19 protein-coding genes are annotated in these 23,575 nt (G+C 46.9%); 8 read left to right on the top strand and 11 right to left on the bottom strand.

Going from position 1 to position 23,575, the window contains the following annotated elements; translation table 11 throughout:
- Nucleotides 1–5: 5 nt before the first annotated feature.
- On the bottom strand, nucleotides 6–788 hold the full coding sequence (locus Q5L94_RS07015) for a ferredoxin--NADP reductase (RefSeq protein WP_317497734.1): 783 nt from the start codon (nucleotides 786–788) through the stop codon (nucleotides 6–8).
- 143 nt (nucleotides 789–931) lie between these two features.
- Here Q5L94_RS07015 and Q5L94_RS07020 point away from each other — a divergent pair, with 143 nt between their 5' ends.
- The 3 genes from Q5L94_RS07020 (at nucleotide 932) to Q5L94_RS07030 (ending at nucleotide 4,747) form a co-directional block, all read left to right on the top strand.
- Nucleotides 932–1,999 (top strand): PepSY-associated TM helix domain-containing protein, encoded by a 1,068-nt coding sequence (locus tag Q5L94_RS07020; protein ID WP_317497735.1) that lies wholly within the window; start codon nucleotides 932–934, stop codon nucleotides 1,997–1,999.
- Between the two features lie 2 nt (nucleotides 2,000–2,001).
- Nucleotides 2,002–2,832, top strand: coding sequence for a DUF4198 domain-containing protein (locus tag Q5L94_RS07025; protein ID WP_317497736.1), 831 nt, complete (start codon nucleotides 2,002–2,004; stop codon nucleotides 2,830–2,832).
- Nucleotides 2,833–2,971: 139 nt separating this feature from the next.
- Nucleotides 2,972–4,747, top strand: coding sequence for an SLC13 family permease (locus tag Q5L94_RS07030; protein ID WP_317497737.1), 1,776 nt, complete (start codon nucleotides 2,972–2,974; stop codon nucleotides 4,745–4,747).
- Here Q5L94_RS07030 and Q5L94_RS07035 read toward each other — a convergent pair.
- From Q5L94_RS07035 to ctlX, 5 genes are all read right to left on the bottom strand, one after another.
- The gene (locus Q5L94_RS07035) at nucleotides 4,744–5,877 is read right to left on the bottom strand and encodes a GNAT family N-acetyltransferase (RefSeq protein ID WP_317497738.1); all 1,134 of its coding nucleotides are present in this window, start codon (nucleotides 5,875–5,877) and stop codon (nucleotides 4,744–4,746) included. The two genes, Q5L94_RS07030 and Q5L94_RS07035, sit on opposite strands and share 4 nt — an antisense overlap.
- Nucleotides 5,878–5,880: 3 nt before the next feature.
- On the bottom strand, nucleotides 5,881–6,717 hold the full coding sequence (locus Q5L94_RS07040; RefSeq protein WP_317497739.1) for a putative RNA methyltransferase: 837 nt from the start codon (nucleotides 6,715–6,717) through the stop codon (nucleotides 5,881–5,883).
- A gap of 134 nt (nucleotides 6,718–6,851) precedes the next feature.
- Nucleotides 6,852–9,017, bottom strand: coding sequence for a S46 family peptidase (locus tag Q5L94_RS07045; protein WP_317497740.1), 2,166 nt, complete (start codon nucleotides 9,015–9,017; stop codon nucleotides 6,852–6,854).
- Between the two features lie 196 nt (nucleotides 9,018–9,213).
- Entirely contained in the window at nucleotides 9,214–9,423 is a 210-nt protein-coding gene (locus tag Q5L94_RS07050; protein ID WP_054490405.1) for a cold-shock protein, read from the bottom strand.
- A gap of 238 nt (nucleotides 9,424–9,661) precedes the next feature.
- Nucleotides 9,662–10,567, bottom strand: coding sequence for a citrulline utilization hydrolase CtlX (gene ctlX, locus Q5L94_RS07055; protein ID WP_317497741.1), 906 nt, complete (start codon nucleotides 10,565–10,567; stop codon nucleotides 9,662–9,664).
- A gap of 146 nt (nucleotides 10,568–10,713) precedes the next feature.
- Between ctlX and Q5L94_RS07060 the strand changes: the two genes are divergently transcribed.
- From Q5L94_RS07060 to Q5L94_RS07070, 3 genes are all read left to right on the top strand, one after another.
- Nucleotides 10,714–11,859, top strand: coding sequence for a PepSY-associated TM helix domain-containing protein (locus tag Q5L94_RS07060; RefSeq protein ID WP_317497742.1), 1,146 nt, complete (start codon nucleotides 10,714–10,716; stop codon nucleotides 11,857–11,859).
- The gene (locus Q5L94_RS07065; RefSeq protein WP_317497743.1) at nucleotides 11,859–12,329 is read left to right on the top strand and encodes a hypothetical protein; all 471 of its coding nucleotides are present in this window, start codon (nucleotides 11,859–11,861) and stop codon (nucleotides 12,327–12,329) included. The genes Q5L94_RS07060 and Q5L94_RS07065 overlap by 1 nt, the downstream gene beginning before the upstream one ends.
- Before the next feature lie 72 nt (nucleotides 12,330–12,401).
- Complete coding sequence (locus Q5L94_RS07070; protein WP_317497744.1) at nucleotides 12,402–14,561, top strand: TonB-dependent siderophore receptor; 2,160 nt, start codon at nucleotides 12,402–12,404, stop codon at nucleotides 14,559–14,561.
- Between the two features lie 74 nt (nucleotides 14,562–14,635).
- On the opposite strand, the gene Q5L94_RS07075 is transcribed toward Q5L94_RS07070, so the two are convergent.
- The 4 genes from Q5L94_RS07075 to Q5L94_RS07090 form a co-directional block, all read right to left on the bottom strand.
- Complete coding sequence (locus Q5L94_RS07075; protein ID WP_110013507.1) at nucleotides 14,636–15,292, bottom strand: epoxyqueuosine reductase QueH; 657 nt, start codon at nucleotides 15,290–15,292, stop codon at nucleotides 14,636–14,638.
- Between the two features lie 92 nt (nucleotides 15,293–15,384).
- Complete coding sequence (locus tag Q5L94_RS07080) at nucleotides 15,385–15,858, bottom strand: nucleoside deaminase (protein ID WP_317497745.1); 474 nt, start codon at nucleotides 15,856–15,858, stop codon at nucleotides 15,385–15,387.
- A gap of 92 nt (nucleotides 15,859–15,950) precedes the next feature.
- A complete protein-coding gene (locus Q5L94_RS07085; protein WP_317497746.1) occupies nucleotides 15,951–18,371 on the bottom strand; it encodes a TonB-dependent receptor in 2,421 nt (806 codons plus the stop codon).
- Between the two features lie 141 nt (nucleotides 18,372–18,512).
- Nucleotides 18,513–19,223 (bottom strand): ZIP family metal transporter, encoded by a 711-nt coding sequence (locus tag Q5L94_RS07090; protein WP_317497747.1) that lies wholly within the window; start codon nucleotides 19,221–19,223, stop codon nucleotides 18,513–18,515.
- A gap of 236 nt (nucleotides 19,224–19,459) precedes the next feature.
- Between Q5L94_RS07090 and Q5L94_RS07095 the strand changes: the two genes are divergently transcribed.
- Nucleotides 19,460–21,400 carry a S8 family serine peptidase gene (locus Q5L94_RS07095; protein ID WP_317497748.1) on the top strand — a complete coding sequence of 647 codons (1,941 nt, stop codon included), beginning with the start codon at nucleotides 19,460–19,462 and terminating at the stop codon, nucleotides 21,398–21,400.
- A 74-nt stretch (nucleotides 21,401–21,474) separates the two neighbouring features.
- On the opposite strand, the gene Q5L94_RS07100 is transcribed toward Q5L94_RS07095, so the two are convergent.
- Nucleotides 21,475–22,755 (bottom strand): anti-phage deoxyguanosine triphosphatase, encoded by a 1,281-nt coding sequence (locus Q5L94_RS07100; RefSeq protein ID WP_317497749.1) that lies wholly within the window; start codon nucleotides 22,753–22,755, stop codon nucleotides 21,475–21,477.
- A gap of 249 nt (nucleotides 22,756–23,004) precedes the next feature.
- Between Q5L94_RS07100 and Q5L94_RS07105 the strand changes: the two genes are divergently transcribed.
- A complete protein-coding gene (locus Q5L94_RS07105) occupies nucleotides 23,005–23,328 on the top strand; it encodes a HigA family addiction module antitoxin (RefSeq protein ID WP_317497750.1) in 324 nt (107 codons plus the stop codon).
- The last annotated feature ends 247 nt before the right edge of the window (nucleotides 23,329–23,575 follow it).

Below are 23,575 nucleotides of genomic sequence, written 5' to 3' on the forward strand. Positions count from 1 at the left end.
GCTCTTTATTTTTCAATAAAGGCCTGCTCAATCACGTAGCTGCCTTGCTTACGTGACGTTGCTTTACTAAAACCTCGTTCATTGAGAATAACCATCAGATCTTGAAGCATAGCGTCATTACCGCACAACATAAAGCGATCGTGCTCCGGATTAATATCCGGTAGCCCAATGGTTTTGGTTAAAGTTCCTGACTCGAGCAAATCGGTAATACGTTGCTGATGCGCTCCGTCACGAAAGGGCTCACGGGTAACAGTCGGGTAATAAATGAGTTTTTCCCGCACCCAGTCACCAAAGTATTCGTTGTTTGGCAAAATTTCACAGATTTCTTTTTGATACGCCAACTCAGAAACCCAGCGCACACCGTGAACCAAAATGACTTTATCGTACTGTTCGTAAATGTCGGGGTCTTTAATAACGCTCATAAAAGGCGCTAACCCGGTGCCGGTGCTGAGCAGGTACAAGTTTTTGCCTGGTAGTAAGTGCCCGGGTACTAACGTCCCTGTAGGGCGTGTCGACAACACCACTTCGTCACCCACCTTAATATGTTGCAAGCGTGACGTTAAAGCACCGTCCGGCACTTTAATACTGAAGAACTCAAGCTCTTCTTCGTGGTTTGCACTGGCAATGCTGTAAGCCCTGAGCAAAGGCTTATCTTCCAGTTGCAGTCCCATCATTATAAACTGGCCATTTTCGAAGGTAAAGCTTGGCTGACGCGTGGTTCTGAAGCTAAACAGGGTATCGTTCCAGTGACGTACCTGAGTCACTTTTTCCGCAATGATACTTCTCATAACTGTTCCTCATTGGCGATTTTGTGCACATCATAACATAACCGCATTAAATCTAAATGAGAATTTTTATCATTAAGTATTGCAAATGAGAACGGTTTTTATATAAGATACATTCACTCTTGTTTGTAAAGGAAGAAAAGTTAATGGCTCGACGCTCGGGTGGCCGCAGAGGGTGGTCTTTAAAAGACTGGCATTGGATAAGCTCTGCCGTTTGCCTCATTGGCATGTTGTTGTTTTCCGTCACCGGTATAACGCTGAACCATGCTGGCTGGATAGAATCCGCACCCAGCGTCGAAAGCCATGAAAGCTCTCTCCCACAAACGGAATTGGACCGGTTGGCGAATGCTTCAGGGAATGACGCTCTACCAACTTTTTTCCACCGCTGGTACGAAGATACGACGCAAAACAGCATCAGTTCAAATGCCGAAATCGAATGGAGTGACTACGAGTTGTACGTCGCCATGCCCCGTCCCGGCGGGGACAGCTGGTTCAGCGTCGATTTAACCAGTGGTGCTTTTTATTCTGAAACCACCGATCGCGGCTGGATAGCCTACTTCAATGATCTCCATAAAGCCCGCAACACCGGTTTTCTCTGGAGCCTGTTCATTGACGTATTTGCCATTGCCAGCATTTTATTCACAATTACGGGGTTATTACTTTTGAAAAAATACAGTAAAGGGCGCAAATCCACCTGGCCACTGGTTCTGGCTGGCTTCATCATTCCTTTGTTCGCCGTTATGGGATCAGCACACGCTGCTGAAAACGAACTCAATGTCGAAATTCCCCGCCTTTCAGTCGCCGAATATCACGCACCTTACCTAGCGGTATGGCTGGCCAATGAACGCAACCAACGGGTAGCTGATATTGCGGTCTGGTACGACGTTAACCTAAAAGATAACGAAGGCGAAAAATGGCTTAAAGACATGCGCCAGTGGTGGCGTCGTAGCGGTCGTATGGCCGAGATGCCAATAGACGGTGTATCGGGCGCAACTCGCCGGCCCGGCACTCACAAGGTGGACTTAACACCGTTATTAACCAAATTACCGGAACTAGAGCCCGGCCAGTACTACTTGTATGTAGAAGCCGCGCGCGAAGTCGGCGGTCGCGAAATGCTGCGCCTGCCATTGTCTTTACCTATTGATAGCTCAATATCCATCTCAGAAACCGGCGAGCACGAGCTTGGCCGAGTGTCATTAAAACTGGAGCCTTAATCATGAAACTATCTTCTGTACTTACGACCAGCCTGGCTGTGCTGACCTTATTTGCGAGCACCAGCAGTGAAGCTCACCGGGTCTGGATTAAACCAAGCGCCACCGTCGTCTCCGGCGACTCCGAATGGGTGACTTTTGATGCTGCTATCGCCAATGGCATTTTTTACCCAGATCATTATCCGCTTAGCTTAGATTACGTGAAAGCTATGGCACCAGATGGCTCCGATGTGACTCTGGAGAATGGCCATAAAGGCAAGTATCGCTCGGTGTTTGATATTGAACTGGAAAAAGAAGGTACTTACACCATTTATTCAGCCAGCTCAGGTTTATCTGCACGCTGGGTAGATGACGAAGGTGAACGTCAGTACTGGCCGCCACGTGGTGCGCAAAAAACCAATGAAGACTTCTACAAAGAAGTTCCTCAGGACGCTAAAGAGTTAGAGGTTAGTGAACGCTCACGTCGTGTTGAAACCTTTGTTACCTCTGGTGCGCCAACTTATGACACCCTGGGTCCAACCGGCAGCGGTCTGGAACTTGAACCAGTGACCCACCCGAACGATTTGTACACCGGTGAAAACATTACCTTTAAATTTAATATTAATGGTACCGCAGCTACCGGAACTGAAATTGTCTTAATAAAAGGTGGTGAGCGTTATCGTGACCAGGCACAACCAACCAAGTTAACGACCGACGAGAAAGGCGAAGTCACTTTCACTCTGGATGAACCTGGCATGTACTGGTTAGAAGCAGAATACGCCGACGACAACGGCGAAGCCCCGGCTACCAAACGCCAGGGTTCTTACGTTGCTGTATTAGAAGTGCTGCCCATGTAGGCCGGCTAGTTCCACCAGACAGCTAAAAGCCTGGCACAAAAACGTCAGGCTTTTAGCCGATTTATCAATTTAGACGCTATTGCTTCAAACCCAACACTGTGCAATCTTCAACCTTTAAAAATTAAAAGGTGCACACCGAATGCTGGATCAATGGCTCATTGGAATAATCTTAGTCGCCATGTTGGTGCTTTTCGTCATAGATAAGTGGCGTTACGACCTGGTTGCTATGATGGCGCTATTATCCGCAGCTATTCTTGGTCTGGTGCCAACCGCAGAAGTATTCAGTGGTTTTGGTAACGCCGCTGTCATTACCGTGGCTGCTGTACTAATAATCAGCCAGGCGCTGTGGCGCTCTGGTGTCGTCGACGCCCTTGCCTCAGCCATGAAAAACATTGGCGATAAACGCTGGGTACAGATGATAGCCCTGACCTCTGTCACTACGGTCTGCTCGGCTTTTATCAGCAATACCGGCACCATGGCGATAATGATCCCGGTCGCCCTTCAACTTGCCCGCAGCAGTGGCAACAACCCATCCAAATTGCTTATGCCTATGGCTTTTGGTTCATTACTGGGCGGCGCCATTACTATGGTGGGTACGCCACCAAACATTATTATTGCTGACATTCGTCGCGAGGCTATGGGCGAGTCCTTTGGTATTTTTGAATTTACTCCGGTTGGCCTCAGTATTGCCATAGCCGGTTTGCTTTTTATGTGGCTGTTAAGCCATTGGCTGGTTCCAGAAAAAGCCGGAAAGTCGAAATCGCAGTCGCTGTATGATGTCAGCAGCTACCTGACCGAACTCTATGTACCTGAAGGCTCCAATTTCGTTGGTGAAACTCTGTATGAGCTGGAAAACCGAAGCGAAGAAGACTTTGTGATTGTTGCACTACAACGTGGCGAAAAGCGTTGGTCCGCTCCGGCTCGTTATTTACGACTAAAAGCCGAGGACGTGCTGATAGTTGAAGCCAATGCGGAAACCATCCAGCAAGTCATTGACGGAACCGGACTGGAGCTCAATGCCGAAGAAGAAATTGATGACCGCTTTTTAAAATCCGACGACATTACTGTAATAGAAGGTATTGTCGGACATGACTCCCGGCTTATCGGCCGCTCGGCTGCCGACATTAAACTGCGCAGCCGCTACGGTATTAATGTATTGGGTGTTGCCCGCGAGGGTCAGAAATTGGGAACCGCACTGGCAAATATTCGCTTTAAACCGGGCGACGTTTTATTACTGCAGGGCGACGCTGAAATCCTCGATGATGTATTTCAGCGCTTTGGCTGCTTCCCGTTAGCACAGCGCAGCTTGCGCATAGGTTCCTCAAAGCGGTTAATGTTGCCGCTAGGTATTTTTGCTGCAACCATTTTATCGGCTGCGTTTGGCTTAATCTCGGTTCCTGTCGCTTTCTCACTGGCAGCAGGCCTTATGGTTATCACCAATATTTTGCCTCTGCGAGAGCTTTACGACGCCATAGACTGGCCTATTATTGTTCTGCTGGGCGCAACCATTCCACTGGGGTCTGCACTGGAGCGTAGCGGTGCTGCCGACACTATTGCCAATGCAGTGCTTTATGTCAGCGAGGGCTCGCCAGAATTTGTTGCGGTGGGTTTACTGCTAATAGTGACCATGTTGCTATCCAATATTGTTAACAATGCCGCGGCAGCAGTACTTATGGCCCCCATTGGCATTAGTATGGCGAACAGCTTTGGTGCCAGTATGGACCCGTTTTTAATGGCGGTTGCTATTGGTGCCGCAGTACCTTTCTTAACCCCTATAGGCCACCAGTCGAATATATTGGTTATGGGTCCGGGTGGTTACAACTTTAGCGACTACTGGCGGCTTGGCCTGCCGTTGTCCCTACTGGTTTCAGCGGTGGCGCTGGTGATGATACTGCTGGTATGGCCGTTGTATTAATCGCTGGTTTTATAAGGCAGATAGGTTTGCAGTGTTTTCAGGTGTTCGCGTAACGCACGGCTTTCATCCTGACAATACTGCTCAATGGCGTCGCTAAGAGGCGCCTCCATAAAACGGTAAAAGCCTTCGCGCAATACCGGTTCAAAACCGCGATGCAATTTATGCTCACCCTGAGCACCCGCGTCAAAATACTGTAGCCCGTGATTTATACAAAACTCAATTCCCTGGTAATAACAGGCCTCAAAGTGCAGGAATTCAAGCTCTTCCCGACAACCCCAGTAGCGTCCGTAAAGTGTATCTTCGCCTTTAAAGCACAAAGAAGCAGCCAGCATGTTGCCGTCTCTGTAGGCAGCGAAAACTATAATATAATCGGCTAAATGTTCAGCCCATAGTTTAAAGGTAGCAGGGGTTAAATAGCCGCCATGCCCCGAACGTTTTAAATAAGTACGCTGGTAGAACAGAGTAAATTGCTGCCAAAACTCCGCAGTTAACTCATTACCCTGCAGAGTTCGCATTTGCATATTTTGTTCAGAAACCTTTTGCCGCTCTTTACGAATCGACTTACGCTTACGCGACACCAGAGCCGCTAAAAAATCATCAAAACTTCTGTAGTCCCGGTTTTGCCAGAGAAACTGAATATCGAAGCGCTGCCACCAGCCTTCTTCGGTTAAAGCACGGCTTAAGTCAGGTTCAACATACAAACTCTGCAAGTTACTGACGTCATGTTGCTTTAACAACTCCGACTCAATAATAGACAGCATCTCTCCGCGGTTAACGCCCTCGCTAATAGCCAAACGCGGTCCCTGACATGGGGTAAAAGGTATTGCGTTAATCAGCTTAGGGTAATATTGAAAACCATAGCGTTCAAAAGCTTCGGCGAATGCCCAGTCGAACAGATACTCACCATAGGAATGCGTTTTCTTAAACCACGGCATAGCCGCAACCATGGTTTCATTGTCATCATAAACAACAGCATATTGCGGCAACCAGCCGCGCCGCAGCCCAAGACTGCCACCCTGCTCAAGCGCCAGCAGAAAATCATAGCGCGTAAAGGGATAATGGCTCCCAAACAGGCGATCCCAGTCGTTTTTGGCCACAGTGGTGATTGTTGAATGAATAACTGCTCGCATGCGTTAGGCGCTCAAAGTAAAAACCCGCACCCAGACATCAGCGGTCAGCTGTAAAGAGCTGATAGCCCCGGCGCGTTCGCGTCCATCGGCGCTGCTACGGTAGAGGTGTGGTGTCATAGTGAGTAAGTTTTTAATAGTATCATTATTATTCAGTTCAAATTGGAAGGTCACTCGCTGCTCTGATGCTAAAGACCAGTATTCTGAGTTTACAGGCAGGTTATCTGACTTTGTTTTTATCTCAGAATAAATAATGGCTTTTAGCTCTTTTAGGTGATCACCTGCAGGGTCTACCATAATCAGCCGCCCGCCGGGCTTTAGAACCCGCTTAAATTCAGCTTCAACAGGGAAGCCAAACACGCATAAAAGGGTATCGACACTGTTATCGTCCAGTGGAATAGAGTTATTGGAAGCAACCATCCAGCTTAGGCGTTTATCGCGTTTTGCCGCAGCCTGCACTGCCCATTTTGAAATATCCAGGGCAGCCACACTTAAATCCGTACCTTTTTGTTCCGCCTGTTCAACCAAGTAGCGCAGGTAGTAGCCTTCGCCGCAACCGGCATCGAGCACCGCCTGCTCGCCCTGTGCTAACACAGTATCTGCCAGAACCTGCGCCAGCGGTTCATAATAACCCTGCTCCAGAAACTCCCGCCGTGCCTGCACCATGGCTTTGCTGTCGCCGGGATCTTTCGAGCGCTTATTCTGCACCGGCAACAAATTCACGTATCCCTGTTTTGCCACATCATAGCTGTGACCATTATCACAGCGCCAGCTGCCACCCACCGCCTGCAAAGGTGAGTGCTCTATTGGGCAACGTAAGGCGAATATTTTTGTTATTGGCATACCATCTACTTTTACAGCGCTATTTTCCGACCATCTTATTCTTCCTGCTCGCCTTCTGCCAGCACAACAAAAAAACCACCACCGCTAAAAATTAACGATGGTGGTTTTGCTATAGCTACTACGTTAAATAATAACTACTGGCTTGTACTGACGCCTAACTCACGCAATACGTTATCTGCGTGATCAACATACTGCATTTGCCACAGCATGTATCTGACATCTACCTGAATAGAACGGGTGTTCTCCAGGTTGAAGTCCCAGTCGGAAATAATTGAATCTAGTGTGCCGTCAAAAGCCAGCCCGACAAATTCGCCTTTATGGTTCAGAACCGCAGACCCCGAGTTGCCGCCGGTAATATCCAAAGTGGCAAGGTAGTTCACAGGTACAGAATTTAAATCCGCTTTTTCATAAGGACCGAAGTCATCTGCTTCAATCGCCTTCAGTTGTTCTTGCGGCGCATTAAACTCGCCTTCACCCGTGGCTTTTTCTGTCACGCCCCGCAGGGTAGTGAAAGGAGCCCAGGCATTACCATCTTCAGTACCATGCGCACGGCCAGCAACGTTACCGTAGGTAATTCTCAAGGTGCTGTTAGCGTCAGGGTAAACGGCCTGACCTTTGCTCTGCATAAAGGCAATTTTTGCCCGCATATAACTGGCGTAAGCTTCCTGAATTTCGCCGGCTAGTTCTTCACTTTCTTTCTCTTCTTCTAAGTCAGAAGGGTATAAGGCGACAGCGGCTTTCACGAAGGAATCATCGCTTTGCTCAAACTGCTCTGGGTTGTATTCCAGCAAAGCCATGCGGCTATCCAAATCGGTTAAACCGGTTGCTTCATACCAGCTGTCAATTAAGTTGCTCAGCTCTTCTTCGCTCATGCCGTCGCGTAAGCCTAGAGCTTTATCAAAATCGGCGTCACGATCTGACTTAGGCTGCGCCATATAATTGCTTAGGTTGTGCAAGTCCAGCGCCTTTTCAACGCTAGGGTCAAAGTTACGCTCCATACCGGCAAGGTATGATTCAAAGCGCGGTACATCACGTTCCTGGTAACCCGCTTTACGCTCAGCATCCGGCTTAGTGCCTTCCTGAGCCAGGCGGTAAACAGCACGTGCAACCATAAGCAGGCGCGGAGTGGCGTTATTCAGCAAATAATCGGCACGACTTTGAGCGTGACGTTCCTGTAATAAGGTTTCAATGGTTTTAAGGTCGTCAGCATAAGCCTTTTTATTCTCGCGGCTGCTGTTAACCCAGGCGCTCAGCTCTTTATGTTCCTGCTGCTTGCGCTCTAACAAGTCGCTGTTCGCAAAACTGTCCAGCATGCCCTGACGGTTTTTCAGGTAGTTGTTCAGGCCCGCTACGCGACTGGCGTATTTAAGCTCTGCGTCTTTATTGTCTTTGGTTTCCCGCGCAATAATTTCCAACGAGTCCTGGAATTGCTCTACCGTTTTAGGGTAGCTCCACTCGAAGGTTTCTTTTACTTCAGACGGCAGGCGGTGACGGTTGGTACGGCCGGGATAACCCAGCGCCATAACAAAGTCACCCTCTTCCAGGCCTTCACTGGCTATCGTTAAGTGGTAATCCGGCTTATAAGGTACGTTGTCTTCACTGTAATCCGCTGACTCACCTTCCGGGCTGACATAAGCGCGTAAAAAGCTGTAATCGCCAGTATGACGTGGCCACATCCAGTTATCAGTATCGCCACCAAATTTGCCCACACCACTTGCCGGTGCATGGACTAAACGGACGTCTTTTATTTCCAGTTGCTTAATAAGGTAGTACTCCAGGCTACCGTAGTAAGCTGCAACCTGACACCGATGGCCTTCGTCCTCTTCACACTCTGCCACCAAAGCTTTTTTATTGTCTTCTATGGCATCCAGACGTGCTTTACCGTTTAGCTCGGCTGTACTGGCATCAATAACTTTGTCAGTCACTTCATCAACGGCTTTAGTCACAAAAATACGACTGCCCGGCGCCGCCGGTACTTCTGCACTTAAATTTTTGGCTAAAAAGCCATTAGCAAGCAAATCGTTCTCTGGTGTCGAGTTATGAGCAATGCTGTTGTAAGCGCAATGATGGTTCGTTGCCACTAAGCCTTCTGGTGACACAAAAGAGGCCGAACATCCGCCCAGGCTAACAATGGCAGCAGCGGGGAACTCGGTTAATTTAGAAATATCATTAGGGTCAATAGTCAGACCTGCCGCCTTTAGCTTATCGGCAATTTCCGGTAACTGTTTGGGCATCCACATACCTTCATCAGCTGCCGCAAAACAGCTGACTACAGACAAAGCAATCAATAACTTTTTCATAGTGTCTCTTCTGTTAATTGTTAGGGAGGGAAAAATAACCTCTGATAAAAGCTATAGTCATAGTCTTGCCGAAACTTGTCAATAATCAGACAAGTAATGTTACAAAATAACAGTGTCAAAATTCAGGCACAAAAAAAGCAGCCCGTGGGCTGCTCTTCATAATTTTTAGCTTGCTTAGAAGCTTAATCCATACAAATTAAATTGCTTGGATGTTCTCAGCCTGAGGACCTTTAGGACCCTGAGTTACTGAGAAAGAAACGTTTTGGCCTTCGGCTAGCGTTTTGAAACCGTCGCTAACAATCGCGCTGAAATGAGCGAATACGTCTGCGCCGCCTTTCTGCTCGATAAAACCAAAACCTTTTGCTTCGTTAAACCACTTAACAACACCGTTTACTGTATTAGACATAATAAATATCCTGAAATTTTATAAAATAAGTAATCGCTCCGGGCGTTCCCAGTTGCGATGATCATGCGGGGTAAAAAATGAAACTTAAAACTGCAGGACGAAGATATTACTAAGAGTAAAGCGACGTAGAGGAGTGTTTAACTAACTGTTTCTTATCCAACGCCGACTACTCTACGCACATTCTATATAATGTCAAATAATAGTTTTAATTTATTTTATAAATGATCTTTATAGTTTTTTAGGTCTTTGGAAACACCTGTGCCAACATACAACGAATAGAGCCACCGCCAAGTTCTATGGTGGGAACCGCTATTGGCAATAGCTCAACCCATTGTTCCAGTTGCTGGATTTGTTCTGCTTTTAATGAACGGAAAGCCGTTTCCGAAATAGCGAGAATTTTGCGACCGTTACCCCCTATTTCTAGTGTATTGCCTGCAAAGTTTCTTATCTGTTGTTCGGTTAATAGCACTAAGGCTTTGCCCGAGCTTTTAACTGATCGGACAAACTGCTGTTGTTGCTGAGCATCACGTATCATATCCACGCAAGCCATAACAAAGTGACTCCCAACCGCCATAAGCACATTAGTGTGATACACCGGCTTACCGTCACTGCTAATGGCATCAAAAGCAATTGGCTGGTAACCCAACTGCCCACTCAATTGCTTCAGCGCGTTCTCATCCATTCTTTTTGAGCGAGCTGCGTAGGCCAATTTCTTATCGTAATCAAAAACCACCGAACCAGTGCCTTCCAGGAAAACTTCTTCTTGCTCTAATGCACTAATGTCGAGTATTGGGTCATACCCATAAGTTTCTAGCAAAAAGTTGATAATGTCTGCTCGGCGTTCCTTACGGCGATTATTGCAATACATAGGGTACAGCACGAACTCTCCGGTACTGTGAGTACTAAACCAGTTATTTGGGAAAACTGAGTCGGGTGTTTCTGTGCCGGTATCTTCAAACAAGTGAACTTTAACGCCTTTACTCTGCAACTGCTCTGCAGCCTTTGTGACTTCATCGTAAGCCGCCTGAGCAACGTTTACGCCTTGCTCTGCTATCGATTGGAAAGCATTATCATCCATCGTTTCAGGGTTAGAGAAAAAGTGATGCGGACGCACCATAACGACGGTATCAGACGACTGACTCATGAGATTAAAACACGTTACAAAATTTGCGCGCAGTTATAGCAACTTGGCGATGTCATAGCAAACACCCCAAACCCAAATAGAAATGCATTTGATAATCATTACTATTAGCAATATCATTTACAAAAAATATTAACTGAGTAAGAAATATGACACAAAGGCAATGGTTTAAATTACATGGGTGGTGCTCGCTACCAATATGGATCCTGTTTTGCTTTATCTGCATTACCGGCACCATCGCTGTATTCAGTCATGAGCTAACCTGGCTGTTTAACGAAAATGCGCGTGCGGTCAATCCTGAAGGTTTGCCAGCTCAGCCGGTATCAGAGCTGGTTGCTACCGTCAAAGACCAGTTTCCAACGGCCAACGTTACGACGGTAATGGCTTTCGAACCCTACATTATTAATGCTGTCATTTTTTCAACCGAAAACATTCCTACCGGTATTGCCTATGTAAACCAGTACACCGGCGAAATTCAGGAAGTTAATCAGGGCATCACTTTTATTAACTTTATGCGCTCACTGCACAGCTGGTTACTATTCCCCTGGCAAGACGGCTACAGCGTTGGTTACTATTTAGTGTCCGCCATGTCCTTTGTCATGATTGGCGCTCTGGTTACCGGCCTGGTTATCTATAAGAGGTTCTGGCGCGCCTACTCGCAACCTAAAATTCGTACCGAGCAAGGCAAAAAAACTTTTTTAACCGACTTACACAAGCACGGCGGCGCCTGGTCCATTTGGTTCCTAATTGTTATGAGTTTAACTGGCCTCTGGTACTTTACACAGCAAGTGCTCTGGCACGCAGACATTGATATTGAAGAACACGCTCCTCTGGTTGAAGTATCTGACATTCCCCTGGGTGAAAAAGCACAGCCACCGGTGTCTTTTGAAGATGCTTTACTCATAGCAGAACGGCGTTTTCCCGATATCCGCCCCAGCTTCATTATGATGCCGGAACATAACCGCGACATGTTTAAAATTGTGGGCGGCGGCGACTTTATATTTTACGATCAGTATTCCTATCGCTTGGATATTAATCCATGGAACGGCGAGGTAGCCCGTGCGGTTTCACCCGACAACATGAATACGCTGCAAACCATTCAGCATATTGTTAATCCGTTGCACTACGGCACCATTGGCGGTATTTGGACCAAAATCATTTGGTTTATTTTCGGACTGATCTTGTCCGCCATGTCCATTACCGGATTTATGATTTGGGGTTCTCGCACGATGAAAGCGGCAAAAGCCAAACGCACACCATTGCAAGAGTCGTTACAGAATGAAGGAGCTAATTAATGGCGCGCCGTAAAAATACCTTCTGGAACCGGAATAAATTTAAACTTAGTGGCTTAATTCTTATTCTGCCCTTTTACTTTCTGTACCAGCAACTGCAGCTACCAGAGCTGCCTCCCGTCTGGGATGAAAAGCAAGCAGGCCCGTTTAAAGTAGCCTTACAACCAGCAAATAATGACGCGCCTTACGCGCATCACGAAGACTGGGTGAAAGACTTTTCAGCGTACGTTAACGAAGGGAAAGTCAGTGATATTCGGCAGGGTTACGTGAACATTGGCGAAAAGCCAATTGCTATTGAGGAATTGCAACAAGATGATGTCGGCATTTTGCACGGTAGTGAATTATTGCAGCACGTTCATGCCATCGCGCCACAAAAGTTTGAGCCTCAGCAACGCGTTTGGGTCACTCTGCAAACCTGGAATGGTGAGGTTCACAAGGCAAGTTGGCAGCTTCCTGAAACTTGGGTTAAATAAAACTTTAAACGCGAATTGTTTTCATTTACAATTCTTTTCAATTTAGATCACATCTAATATTTGAGGGGAATAATGAAGATTCAAAAAACTATACTGGCGGCTAGTATTCTGGCCGCTATCGGCTTACCCGTAAAGGCTACAGCCGAAGAACCGCAACAAACAGATAAAGTCATAGAACGTTTAAAAGTCATCGGACAGGAACAAGATGGATACCGAAGCTCTGATGCAGATGGTGCAACAAAGCTAGGCCTAACCATTAAAGAAACTCCACAAGCGATTACCGTCATAACACGTCAACAAATTGAAGACTTTGGTCTCAATGACATTAACTCTGTGCTGGAAAGCGCAGCGGCAGTCAATGTGGAAAACGTGGAAACTGACCGTGTTTATTACACCTCAAGAGGGTTTGAACTCAACAACTTTCAAATTGACGGGCTTGGTCTTCCGCTGATCAATAGCAATACGCATGGACGAGTTGATACAGCATTGTATGAGCGTGTAGAGGTGATTCACGGTGCCAACGGTATTATGACTGGTGTCGGTAGCCCCGCCGCCACAGTCAATATGGTTCGCAAACGCCCAACATCAGACACTCAGGTTCGTCTTGAAGGTAGTCTTGGCTCTTGGGATAACAAGCGGTTGGAAGTAGACGCATCAGGCAAAATCAATGATCGAATCAGGGCTCGTTTTGTCGGTGCAACTGATAGCGGTGAATCCTACTTAGACCGTTATGAAAACGATACTAAATTGTTCTATGGCGTTGCCGACTTCGCATTGTCTGACAATACACTTCTAACGGTAGGGCACAGCGAACATAAAAGTCACACCGATGGCAATATGTGGGGCGCTTTAACTCTTTATTATGGCGACGGCACCCCAACTAACTTCGACGAATCAACCAATGTCGCAGCGGATTGGTCAGAGTGGGAAGTTAGCGAGAGCCGCAGTTTTGTCGATATTGAGACTGCACTATCCGACAGTTGGACATTACGCGCAGCCTACAATCGAGTGCGCACTGACGAGGACAGCTTGTTATTTTACACTTATCTAGCTGACTCAGAAGTCGGTCTTGATCCTGAAACCGGACTAGGACTTATTGGTTATGGCAGCGAATACGATCTGGATGATAAGCAAGACACTCTCGATCTATACGCTAGCGGTTCATTTGCAGCCTGGGGTCAATTACACGAGGTAGTAGTGGGGGCTAACTACTCACGCCTCGACTATGTCGATTATTCACTTTATGACTACCATACCGGAAATGGTTTCCCTGCTATGCCGTCTCTTCAAGACTGGGATGGAGATACTCCTTTACCTGAATTCACCGATTCGCGGGCTGGAAGTGTTGTGGATAACACACAAAAGGCCGTTTACGCACAAACTCGGTTAGCGCTTAGCGATAATTTAAAAGTTCTACTTGGAGGACGCTACAACGACTTCACAACCGAGGGCGTAGGTTATGGTGTCGATCAATCGCGCGATGACGCAAAATTCATTCCTTATGTTGGGGTGACCTATGCTATCAGTGATGCCTTAACGACCTACGCATCTTACACTGAGACATTCCTTGCTCAAACTGAGCGTGACCAAAACTTTGAACGCCTGGAACCGTTGACCGGAAAGAACTCTGAAATCGGATTGAAAGCAGACCTCTTTAATCAACGCGCATTACTGAGTCTTTCTTACTTCCATATTAATCAAGAAAACTTAGCAGTCGGTGACGGGGATGCCATTAATCCAGAAACAGGAGTACCCGAACCAGTTTATCGCGCTGCCGACGGTATCAGCAGCGAGGGGCTGGAGATGGAACTGGCCGGAGAAATCGTCCCAGGCTTACAAGGTCAAATGTCCGCAACTGTATTTGATGTCGACGGCGATGAGTTAGTTGAGAACTATACAGCGGAAAAACTATTCCGGACGTCACTGACTTATCAATTCCCACAGCTACCACAGTTAAAATTGGGCGCAACTTATCAGTGGCAGGACGAAACAAGTCGAGTACAGGGTACTGTCGGATCTATTTATAACAATGCGGGAGAAACGATCATAACTCGCCAGCCCGCATACGGCCGGTTAGGTCTAATGGCAAGTTGGCAAGTCACCGATGCTTTATCGGTGCGAGTTAACGGCTATAACGTAACTGATGAAAAGTACCTCAATAGCTTATATTGGGCGCAAGGCTATTACGGAGCGCCAGCAAACTACTCGGCGTCACTAAGTTACCAGTTTTAATAAGACTTATAGCTTTCACGCGCAGCCCCGGGCGTCTCTCTTCCCAGCGTCCGGGGCTCTTTTCTAGGTGTGATTTATTCGTTGGTGTAGTATTGAACGCCTATTTCTATGCGATCACGGCCATTTTTCAGGCGCCAGCGGTTCATGTCTCGTAATGAGTACACACAGCCACAATATTCCTGCTGATAAAAACGTTCACGTTTGGCAATTTCCACCATACGCGCCGCGCCGCCTTGTTTACGCCAGTTAAAGGTCCAGTAATGCAAACCTGGGTATGGCGCTACCGCGCGCTTACCGCAGTCGTTAATCTGGTCCATGTTTTTCCAGCGCGAAATACCTAAACAACTGGTAATGGTGTCAAAACCGTTTTCATGAGCATACAACGCTGTACGCTCAAAGCGCATATCGAAGCATTCGGTGCAACGCTCACCGCGCTCCGGTTCCCACTCCAGGCCTTTAACCCGTTCGAACCAGTTTTTAGAGTCGTAATCGCAGTCAATAAAGTCCACACCCAGCTTTTCAGCAAAGCGGATGTTCTCTTCTTTACGCAGCAGATACTCTTTTTCCGGGTGAATATTCGGATTATAGAAGAAGATGGTAAATTTAATGCCAGCTTCCGCCATGCGCTCCATAACCTCACCTGAACATGGCGCGCAGCAAGAATGCAGCAGCACGTGATCAGACCCCGTCGGAGTCTCCAAAACAATGGATTCTTTCTTGTTTCTAGCCATAATTCTCTCTTCGCGGCTGAAATTTGTGCGAATTATAACTCAAACAGGCCTTGAGGATCACGACTAACTTTGCACGCGATAGCGGCTTAACCCTATTCGCTTTCTACGTGGCGCTTATGCAGCTCATACATTCTTGGCAACAGCTCTTCTACAGGCCCGTCCACTTGTATTTCGGGAACCACTGAATTAAAGGGCAACTGATTAACACGAGAGTGGTTACGTCCAAACTCCTGATACCAGCGAACCAAATGCTGAGTTGAATGAATGAAGACCACTCGACCCAAACCGGCCCAGCCGTGTGCTGCGGAGCACATTGGGCAATGCTCCCCAGAAGTGTACATTATTGTATTCTGTCGTTGCTTTGACGACAGGTTTTGTGCAGCCCATCGGGCGAGTTCAATTTCGGGATGATAGGTTTTATCGACTGAATTAACACGGTTTCTGTCTTCTTTTAAAACACGCCCATATTCATCGACTAAAACCGAACCAAAAGGAGCATCTCCGGCCGTTAAAGCCTCTTCGGCCAATTCAACACAGCGTAACAAATAGGAATTTATGTGGGTCATGGTTGCTCCTTTGATCCAGTTGGGTCACGCTGTTGCCTGACGCAGGCAGATAAAATCAGCTATCTTCGAATTATCCGCCTGCTCAGCCGATTTTAGAAGTTATACACTGCCTTAAATTCTACGTTGCGGCTTTCCCCAGGTAAACCACCTAAGAACAGCGCTTTAGTATAGTAAGCTTCATTCAGTAAGTTTTGCACGTTCAACTGGAAGTTCCAGTTACCCGCGGTGTAAGCCGCTGCAGCGTCCCACACGACATAAGAATCTACGGTTGAATCAGGCAGGCCAAAAGCAGTGGAATTAATGCTTTTCTCATCTTCGTAAGTCACACCAAGACTTAACTTAAGTGGCTCTGGCAGAGCACTAAAGCTGTAGTCATAACTCGTCCACAAGCTTGCAAACTTTTTCGGTACACCTTTAGACTGCGCTGAATGCTCGTCGGCACGAATACTAATCGCGTCCTGATAGGTTGCGTTTGCATTCATTGACCAGCGCTCGTTTAACGACAAATTTAAATCAAACTCGACCCCTTCGGTATTGTCTTCGTCGTCGTAAAAATACTGAGGCACATCAATATTATACTCTGGATCTTCCGGGTTATCGTTAAAGTCCGGGTTAGCATAACGTAAGTTGGTTCGACGTGTTTCAAACCAGACTAAAGAGCCCAGTAAATTATCATCAAAAGCGGTGAAACGAACGCCCACATCAAACGACTTCGATTCCGAATCCGGCCGGTCGTTTTCGCCGCTGATACCACCCAAAATACTGTATGCCGTTCTGCCTTTGGATAAATTAACAAAGCCGGCAATGTTATCCACAAAACGATAGTTTAAACCCACATTATAGGTGTAACCCGAGTCGTCCGTATCTGCTTCATCACTGATGCCCGGAGCGCGATCGGTTCCTTTGTGCTGGTAGCTCTGCTCGATTGTCGAGTGTGCACCGCCAAATCGTCCTGTCAGTTTCGGTGTAAAGTAAATGACCTCTTGTAAGCTAATACCCCAGGCACTTACCGACTTATCGTAGTTTGAACGTAAGATAGGATCGTAATCCATAATACTTCCGCTGCCCCAGTTCGGGTTACGAATATCCAGAATATAAGGAAGCGCGTTCGCTGAATCACTGCCGTCGGCATCATAAGCAGACCAACTTTTAACGGACATATCCCGATCTTCGTAGTTGGCACTAATTAATTGCTCACCATTCAAACCGAACAACTGCCAGTCGTGACGTAAATCTGCAAAGTACTGCCAACTGGACTCTTCTGAGACCTGACGGCGATACTCCTGCCTTCTGGCCGAAAAGGGGTACAGTTCGCCATCAACAACAAGCGGGGCACGAGGGTTTGCATTGATTTCCCCGCGTCGGTTCCAATAAACGTAATTGTACGCTCCGGTTTGACGGACATAGTCTGAATCGTATTTTCTGTACTGTAACTGTTGAGTTAAGCTGGCGGTTTGGCCGAACTGTAGATCATGACGTAATTTAATACGCTTTTCTGACCCGTCATTCGGCTCAGATAGGGGGGAAATCAGCCCTTGTTCACCTAAATCATGGGGTTCAAGACCATCGGTATCGGATAATGACTCAGCTAGTTGCTGTCTTTGCTCCTGAGTCAGTTGTAAGCCGTAAATGCCGTCGTTATCGGCGTCTGTACCGTTTGCTAAATCCTCACCGGTTACACTTCCCGGAGTGCCCGGCGTGCTGTCCCAGTTTATAATTCTGACTGGGTGGCCAACTGAATCGACCTGTAGCTCGTCTTCTATCCAGGCTGTGGATAAACGGACGCTGTTATCAGAGTTGAAACGATATCTTAATGAACCATAAAGCTCTGAGCGTTCCTCAGATAGCCCGCGATAACCATCACTGCTGTCGTGATTAGCGACCAGTCGATAAGCCAGCTTATCAGTAATAGCAGAAGTGGCATCCAACATTAAGCCATAAGCGTCCCATTGTCCGCCTTTTACCTTTACAGTGTAAGCAGGCTTATCTTGTGGCTTTTTCTCTACCAAGTTTATCACACCGCCTGCGGCGCCAATCCCGTAAAGCCCGGTTGCAGGGCCTTTCAGTACTTCAATGCTTTCAATGTTAGTCATCGAACGGGTGGGGTTAAAGGTATTACCTAAGCCCGCTCCCCCGTACATTCCATCGTAAGTATAATTGGCTCCCAGTCCGCGAATAATCAAGTTATCGCCCACACCATAGTTATTACCAGAATGAGTTAAACCACTGATGTTACGTATACTTTCCTGCAAACTATCGCTGGCTTGTTCGTTTAATAATTCTTTATCAACAACCACAACAGCAGCGGGAGTTTCCATTAGCGCCATTTTAGACTTAGTGGCGGTGCCTGAATCTAATATCAGTTGATTGTGATGACCATAAACACTGATGTGTTCCATGTCTTTTTCAGTTTCCTGATTGGCAACGGCCGGCACACTGACCGCCGCCATGAGCAAGGCAGACTGAATTGACTGAGATAACAGCGAACGCTTTTTACGGCATGGTAACGTCATTTGGAATTCCTGCTTTTTGAGTCGTTTGTTTTATCGGTGAATATCAAGAATTTAAAGCGGGAAGGATTCTATACGCCTAAGGCCTAAAAGTAAATGAAAACCATTACCATTTGCATTTAAAGGAAAACCTGAAGCCTCCCGTCACTGACCCAGCAACTGCTTACTCAGCATGCCAATAATAAAGCCTAATACGGCTCCGAGAGTCGGCATCCAATGCCGTTCCATTTTTGCCTGTGGTGCTATGTCCTGAAATACCAGATAAAGAATACCACCAGCGGAAAAACTCATGATCATCGCCGTAACCTGTGGTGCATTGCTTAACCAAAAATAACCCATTATCGCGGACAGGGGACCGAAAAAGGAAACACCTAAAAGCCCGATTAAAGCGGTTTTAGTGGCTAATTTTGCGGATTTTAGTTCACGATAGGCATTAAAGCCTTCCGGAAAATTTTGCGCGGCAATGAAAATAGCCAGCAAAATGCCCACTTTTGGGTTAACCGTAAATACCGCCCCCAAAGAAACAGCCTCTGGCACAAAGTCGAGTATCATTGCCATAAATTGTGAGACATTGCCCTCATGCTTTTGCAACCAAGCATCAACAAAGCAAAAAGTAACGCCGCCAGCGGCAAATAACCCTGTCAATTGCCAGGCATTCAGCTCTTTCATACCCTCTGGCACTAATGCAAAAGCCACAGCGGCCAGTAAAATACCACCACCAAATGCCGTAACGCCGTGTACGAATTCTTTCTTAACTGTCGTATTGGCTTTGCCTTCAACGTGCGCTAAAAAGCCACCGAAAACCGCCATTAAGCCAGCTCCCCAGGCAATGATCAGCATAATATAAACGTTCATAAGCCACCGTTATTAACATTGTTAATGGAAAAAGCGCAGCATCTTTTCCCTGATGATAAATTGTAAATATTTTGTAAAGATTGTTACAAAACCTCTTTAAATGCTTCATTTTTTGTTATTAAATACAACAATTGACGTCATTTGACGTCATTATCATGCAGCCAAACGTCGTATCCTCTGCTGCCATCTTAAGGGTCTCTCACAACCCAAAATAAAAACAAAGAGAATATTACGTTATGAAAAAACTAAGTATCCTCACACTGTCTGCTCTAGCAGTATCAGTTTCAGCAGCATACGCAAAGCCTCCCGAGCATTCTCAGGCTCAACCTTTGCTTCAAAACCAACAACAAGTTGAAAGTGATGCTCCACAGCGTTACATCATTAAATTTAAAAATAATGGTAACGCGGTCCAGAAAATGGGCAACCGTGGCCGCTCTGAGCTTGCGATATCACGCGCCAGTAATACGGTCAAAAAAGCCGGTGGCCAGATTAAACTCAGCATGCGTCACAATCTAGCTGTTGCAGCTGAACTTAGTGCAAAACAGAAAAAGCGTCTTGAGAAGAACCCGAACATTGAATACATCGAAGTTGATCATAAACGTCGCTTCATGGCTCAGGACGTACCTTATGGTATTAGCCAAGTTCAGGCGAACTTAGTCGATGACAGCGTTGCAGCCGCAACCGCAGGTGGTAAGAAGATTTGCGTTATCGATTCAGGATTAGAGTTACCGCATGAAGATATGGGGATCCGGGGCGGGACCATAACCGGAACCAACGACAGCGGTACAGGTAACTGGCACGACAACGGCGGTCCTCACGGTACCCACGTAGCCGGTACTATTGCTGCTTTAGATAACGGCCTAGGGGTTCGTGGCGTTATTGGCAGCAACCCGAACCTTCACATTGTTAAAGTCTTTAATTCTAACGGCTGGGGTTACTCATCGTCTTTGGTTTCGGCTATTGAAACCTGTGCAGACAACGGTGCAGACGTAGTTAACATGAGCTTGGGTGGCGGTGGTTCAAACCAGACCGAAGCCAACGCTATGCAGAACCTTTATAACCAGGGCGTTTTACTTGTAGCTGCTGCTGGTAACGATGGTTCAGCGTCTAGCGAGACCGATTCAATGTCTTACCCTGCATCATACAACGCCGTGGTTTCAGTAGCCGCTATTGATAACAACAAGCAGCTAGCGGGCTTCTCACAGAAAAACAGCCAGGTTGAAATTGCAGGCCCGGGCGTTAACGTTCTTTCAACTTACCCGGAAGGTACTGGCCAGCAAGGTAACTATGGCACCATGAGCGGTACGTCTATGGCGTCACCTCACGTAGCCGGTGTTGCTGCGTTAGTCTGGTCACATCACCCAAGCTGCAGCGCGCAGGAAATTCGTAGCGTTCTTAACACAACAGCACAGGATTTAGGCCCTGCAGGTCGCGACGTTCAGTTTGGTTACGGTTTGGCACAAACCAAAGACGCTGTAGACTATATCGACGCTAACGGCTGTGATGGCTCAAGTGGCGGCGGCGATCCTGAGCCACCAACAGATAATGAACTGGCAAATGGTCAGACAGTCAGCGACTTGTCAGCTACAACCGGTGATTCCCTTTATTACACCTTAGATGTTCCAGCCGGTGCAACTGACCTGAGCTTTAGCACGAACGGTGGTTCGGGTGATGCCGACCTGTATGTTCGCTTTGGTTCAGAGCCAACTCAGTCAAGCTACGATTGCCGCCCATACGAAAGTGGTAACACCGAAACCTGTACAATTTCAAACGTACAAGCTGGTACTTATTATGTCATGGTCAATGCTTACTCCAGCTTCTCTGGCGTTAACCTGACAGGTTCGTTCACAGAGCCTAGCTCCGGTGGCGGCGGTGAAGGTGACTCGGTATCAGCTACAGACTTATCTGGTAACAGTGGCGAGTGGACTCACTATTACGTCGACATTCCTGCAGGCATGTCATCACTTGACGTAACAATGTCCGGCGGAAGCGGCGACGCTGACCTTTATGTTCGCCGAGGCAGCCAGCCTACGGAGTCTAACTACGAGTGCCGTCCCTACCGCTCAGGTAGCAACGAAACTTGTAATATAGAGTCTCCGTCTGAAGACCGTTGGTATATTAGCCTTAAAGGCTACACTAACTACTCCGGCGTCGACCTGTTAGTTGAATGGGAATAAGATTATTCTCTAATCAAAACCACTCGTAAAACGCAAAGGGTGCCAATACGGCACCCTTTTTGTTCAGTAGCTGATTAAAACTTATCAAATACAGAACCGTTATCCGGACTGAATAACTTACTGTAGAGCTTAGTCGCGTAGTTGTCTGTCATGGCTGAAATATAGTCGCAAATAACGCGTTTGGGGTTTTCTGCGTTTTGATACTTTTGCAGAGTAGAACCCGGCAGCAACTGTTCAGGGTTTTCGCTCAGTACCTGAAACAGCTTCAGTATCATCATTTGGCCTTTGTACTCCAGAACCTGCACCGAAGAGCTACGAATAACATGCTTAAACACAAAGTCCTTCAGCACTTGCAGAGTATGTTCAATGTGTTCCGGAAGGCTTGCCTGCAGATCTAGCCAGGGCGATTCAAACAAGTTCTGTTCTGTAACTTCAATGGCATCCACAAAATGCCCGACAAGTTTACTAATTGCATGCTTGCGTGCCCGCTCTTGCGCTGAAAAAAGTGCTTCGGTATAAAAGCGCTCTTCCTGCATAATAACGCTGTTGTCGTCCAGCACCGCGAGTACGTCTTCGCGCCACTGCTTTTCAGTTACCAGATTCAGCGCCAGTGAGTCTTCCAAATCGTGCACGCCATACGATATATCGTCTGCCAGTTCCATAATAGAGGTATCAAAAGCTTTATATTGCGCTTTGGTTTTCCCCTCATTCGTTTTAGAGGAGCGAAAGGTCGCTTTGTCTTTGGGAGTCAGCGGTTCCAGTATCCAGTCCAACACATCATTTTCGTCGTCATGAATAGCTTTGGGCGGTTTAAAAGCATTTAAGTGGTCTTCGGCAGAAAGTGAGCAAGTACTAACTTCGCTATGCAACACCGGATACTTAAGCACGCCGAGTAAAGTGCGCCGGGTTAAATCCAAACCGTCGTGGTCGGAATACTCGCCCAGCTTAGAAATAATACGCAGCGTCTGGCCGTTGCCTTCAAAACCACCATTACCATGCATGTGATAGTTCAGTGCTACTTCTCCACCGTGTCCGAACGGAGGGTGACCAATATCATGCGCCAGACAAATGGCTTCAATTTGAAAATAAGACGGTATATGCATCGAAATAGCGTTGTTTTTTGCATACTTTTGCTTTAACTTCTCACAAATACCCGAGCCAATCTGAGCCACTTCCATAGAGTGCGTTAAGCGCGTGCGATAAAAGTCACTTTCGCCCACACCGAGCACCTGAGTTTTTGCCTGCAAACGGCGAAACGCCGACGAGTGAATAATACGCGCCCTGTCACGCTGGGCATCGCTGTCCGGCGTAGCCGAATTAAAGGTCGTAGTCTTTCTTGAGCGGCGTTTAAGCATAGCAAAATGTCTTCGTTTGTTTTTTCAGTTACTCACAGCAAAACAAATTTTTGCGGATTTGCCCAGTTTTAATACCGCCAATGTAAGACATTTATATCAATGCCCTACCAATTGATAGTTTAAGAACTCAAATTTAGTATAAATACACCAACTTGACGCACAACACTGTTGTGCATAAAGTAAATACAAAGTGATCAGTAAACCATGGCCGTTAAATTCAGGGACGATTGGCTAAAGGACGTTATAATTATGAGAGATACAAAACGTCGCCCGGTATCCGTTGGCCAGATGCTAATAACCGAGTTTCTTGAACCGATGAACATTGAAATAAAAGAGCTCGCTGATGCCATGAGAGTACACAGAAACACGCTCAGCCGAATTGTTCATGACAAAGGAGCCTTGACCGCACCTATGGCTATTAAATTAGCTGCCGCTTTGGGTAACACCCCGGAGTTCTGGTTGAACATTCAGCACGCCGTCGAAATCTGGGACGTACGCCACCGAGCATACGAACAAGCAGCTAAAAACGTAAAACGCTTGAAGCCTCACGCTAAACCTTATCCGCAGGCCTGAGGGAACGGCTGCTTTAAAACCTAATAAACCCGCTGCTTCTGTTGTTCGTAATTGAGTGTCATAGCGGCTTTCGCTAGTTCAATTTCACATTCTGGAATATCGCGTAGCTTTTCGTGACGGAAATATTCAAGCAGGTGGCACAAATGCCAAAGTGACGGGTTGCCCTCATGCACCGGTAGTGGAAATTTTGAACATCAGATAACGCAGAGCGAATTGCTTCTGTTACATTATTTGATTCACGTACAAA

Source organism: Idiomarina sp. Sol25 (assembly GCF_033052775.1).
Taxonomy (GTDB): Bacteria; Pseudomonadota; Gammaproteobacteria; order Enterobacterales; family Alteromonadaceae; genus Idiomarina.

Excerpts from the sequence above, each read along its gene's own strand:
- Q5L94_RS07020 (WP_317497735.1), top strand. The coding sequence starts at position 932 with ATGGCTCGACGCTCGGGTGGCCGCAGAGGGTGGTCTTTAAAAGACTGG.
- Q5L94_RS07025 (WP_317497736.1), top strand. The coding sequence starts at position 2,002 with ATGAAACTATCTTCTGTACTTACGACCAGCCTGGCTGTGCTGACCTTA.
- Q5L94_RS07080 (WP_317497745.1), bottom strand. The coding sequence starts at position 15,858 with ATGACCCACATAAATTCCTATTTGTTACGCTGTGTTGAATTGGCCGAA.
- Q5L94_RS07105 (WP_317497750.1), top strand. The coding sequence starts at position 23,005 with ATGAGAGATACAAAACGTCGCCCGGTATCCGTTGGCCAGATGCTAATA.
- Q5L94_RS07050 (WP_054490405.1), bottom strand. The coding sequence starts at position 9,423 with ATGTCTAATACAGTAAACGGTGTTGTTAAGTGGTTTAACGAAGCAAAA.
- Q5L94_RS07035 (WP_317497738.1), bottom strand. The coding sequence starts at position 5,877 with ATGCGAGCAGTTATTCATTCAACAATCACCACTGTGGCCAAAAACGAC.
- Q5L94_RS07060 (WP_317497742.1), top strand. The coding sequence starts at position 10,714 with ATGACACAAAGGCAATGGTTTAAATTACATGGGTGGTGCTCGCTACCA.
- Q5L94_RS07070 (WP_317497744.1), top strand. The coding sequence starts at position 12,402 with ATGAAGATTCAAAAAACTATACTGGCGGCTAGTATTCTGGCCGCTATC.
- ctlX (WP_317497741.1), bottom strand. The coding sequence starts at position 10,567 with ATGAGTCAGTCGTCTGATACCGTCGTTATGGTGCGTCCGCATCACTTT.
- Q5L94_RS07065 (WP_317497743.1), top strand. The coding sequence starts at position 11,859 with ATGGCGCGCCGTAAAAATACCTTCTGGAACCGGAATAAATTTAAACTT.
- Q5L94_RS07090 (WP_317497747.1), bottom strand. The coding sequence starts at position 19,223 with ATGAACGTTTATATTATGCTGATCATTGCCTGGGGAGCTGGCTTAATG.
- Q5L94_RS07015 (WP_317497734.1), bottom strand. The coding sequence starts at position 788 with ATGAGAAGTATCATTGCGGAAAAAGTGACTCAGGTACGTCACTGGAAC.
- Q5L94_RS07045 (WP_317497740.1), bottom strand. The coding sequence starts at position 9,017 with ATGAAAAAGTTATTGATTGCTTTGTCTGTAGTCAGCTGTTTTGCGGCA.
- Q5L94_RS07030 (WP_317497737.1), top strand. The coding sequence starts at position 2,972 with ATGCTGGATCAATGGCTCATTGGAATAATCTTAGTCGCCATGTTGGTG.
- Q5L94_RS07040 (WP_317497739.1), bottom strand. The coding sequence starts at position 6,717 with ATGCCAATAACAAAAATATTCGCCTTACGTTGCCCAATAGAGCACTCA.
- Q5L94_RS07095 (WP_317497748.1), top strand. The coding sequence starts at position 19,460 with ATGAAAAAACTAAGTATCCTCACACTGTCTGCTCTAGCAGTATCAGTT.
- Q5L94_RS07100 (WP_317497749.1), bottom strand. The coding sequence starts at position 22,755 with ATGCTTAAACGCCGCTCAAGAAAGACTACGACCTTTAATTCGGCTACG.
- Q5L94_RS07075 (WP_110013507.1), bottom strand. The coding sequence starts at position 15,292 with ATGGCTAGAAACAAGAAAGAATCCATTGTTTTGGAGACTCCGACGGGG.
- Q5L94_RS07085 (WP_317497746.1), bottom strand. The coding sequence starts at position 18,371 with ATGACGTTACCATGCCGTAAAAAGCGTTCGCTGTTATCTCAGTCAATT.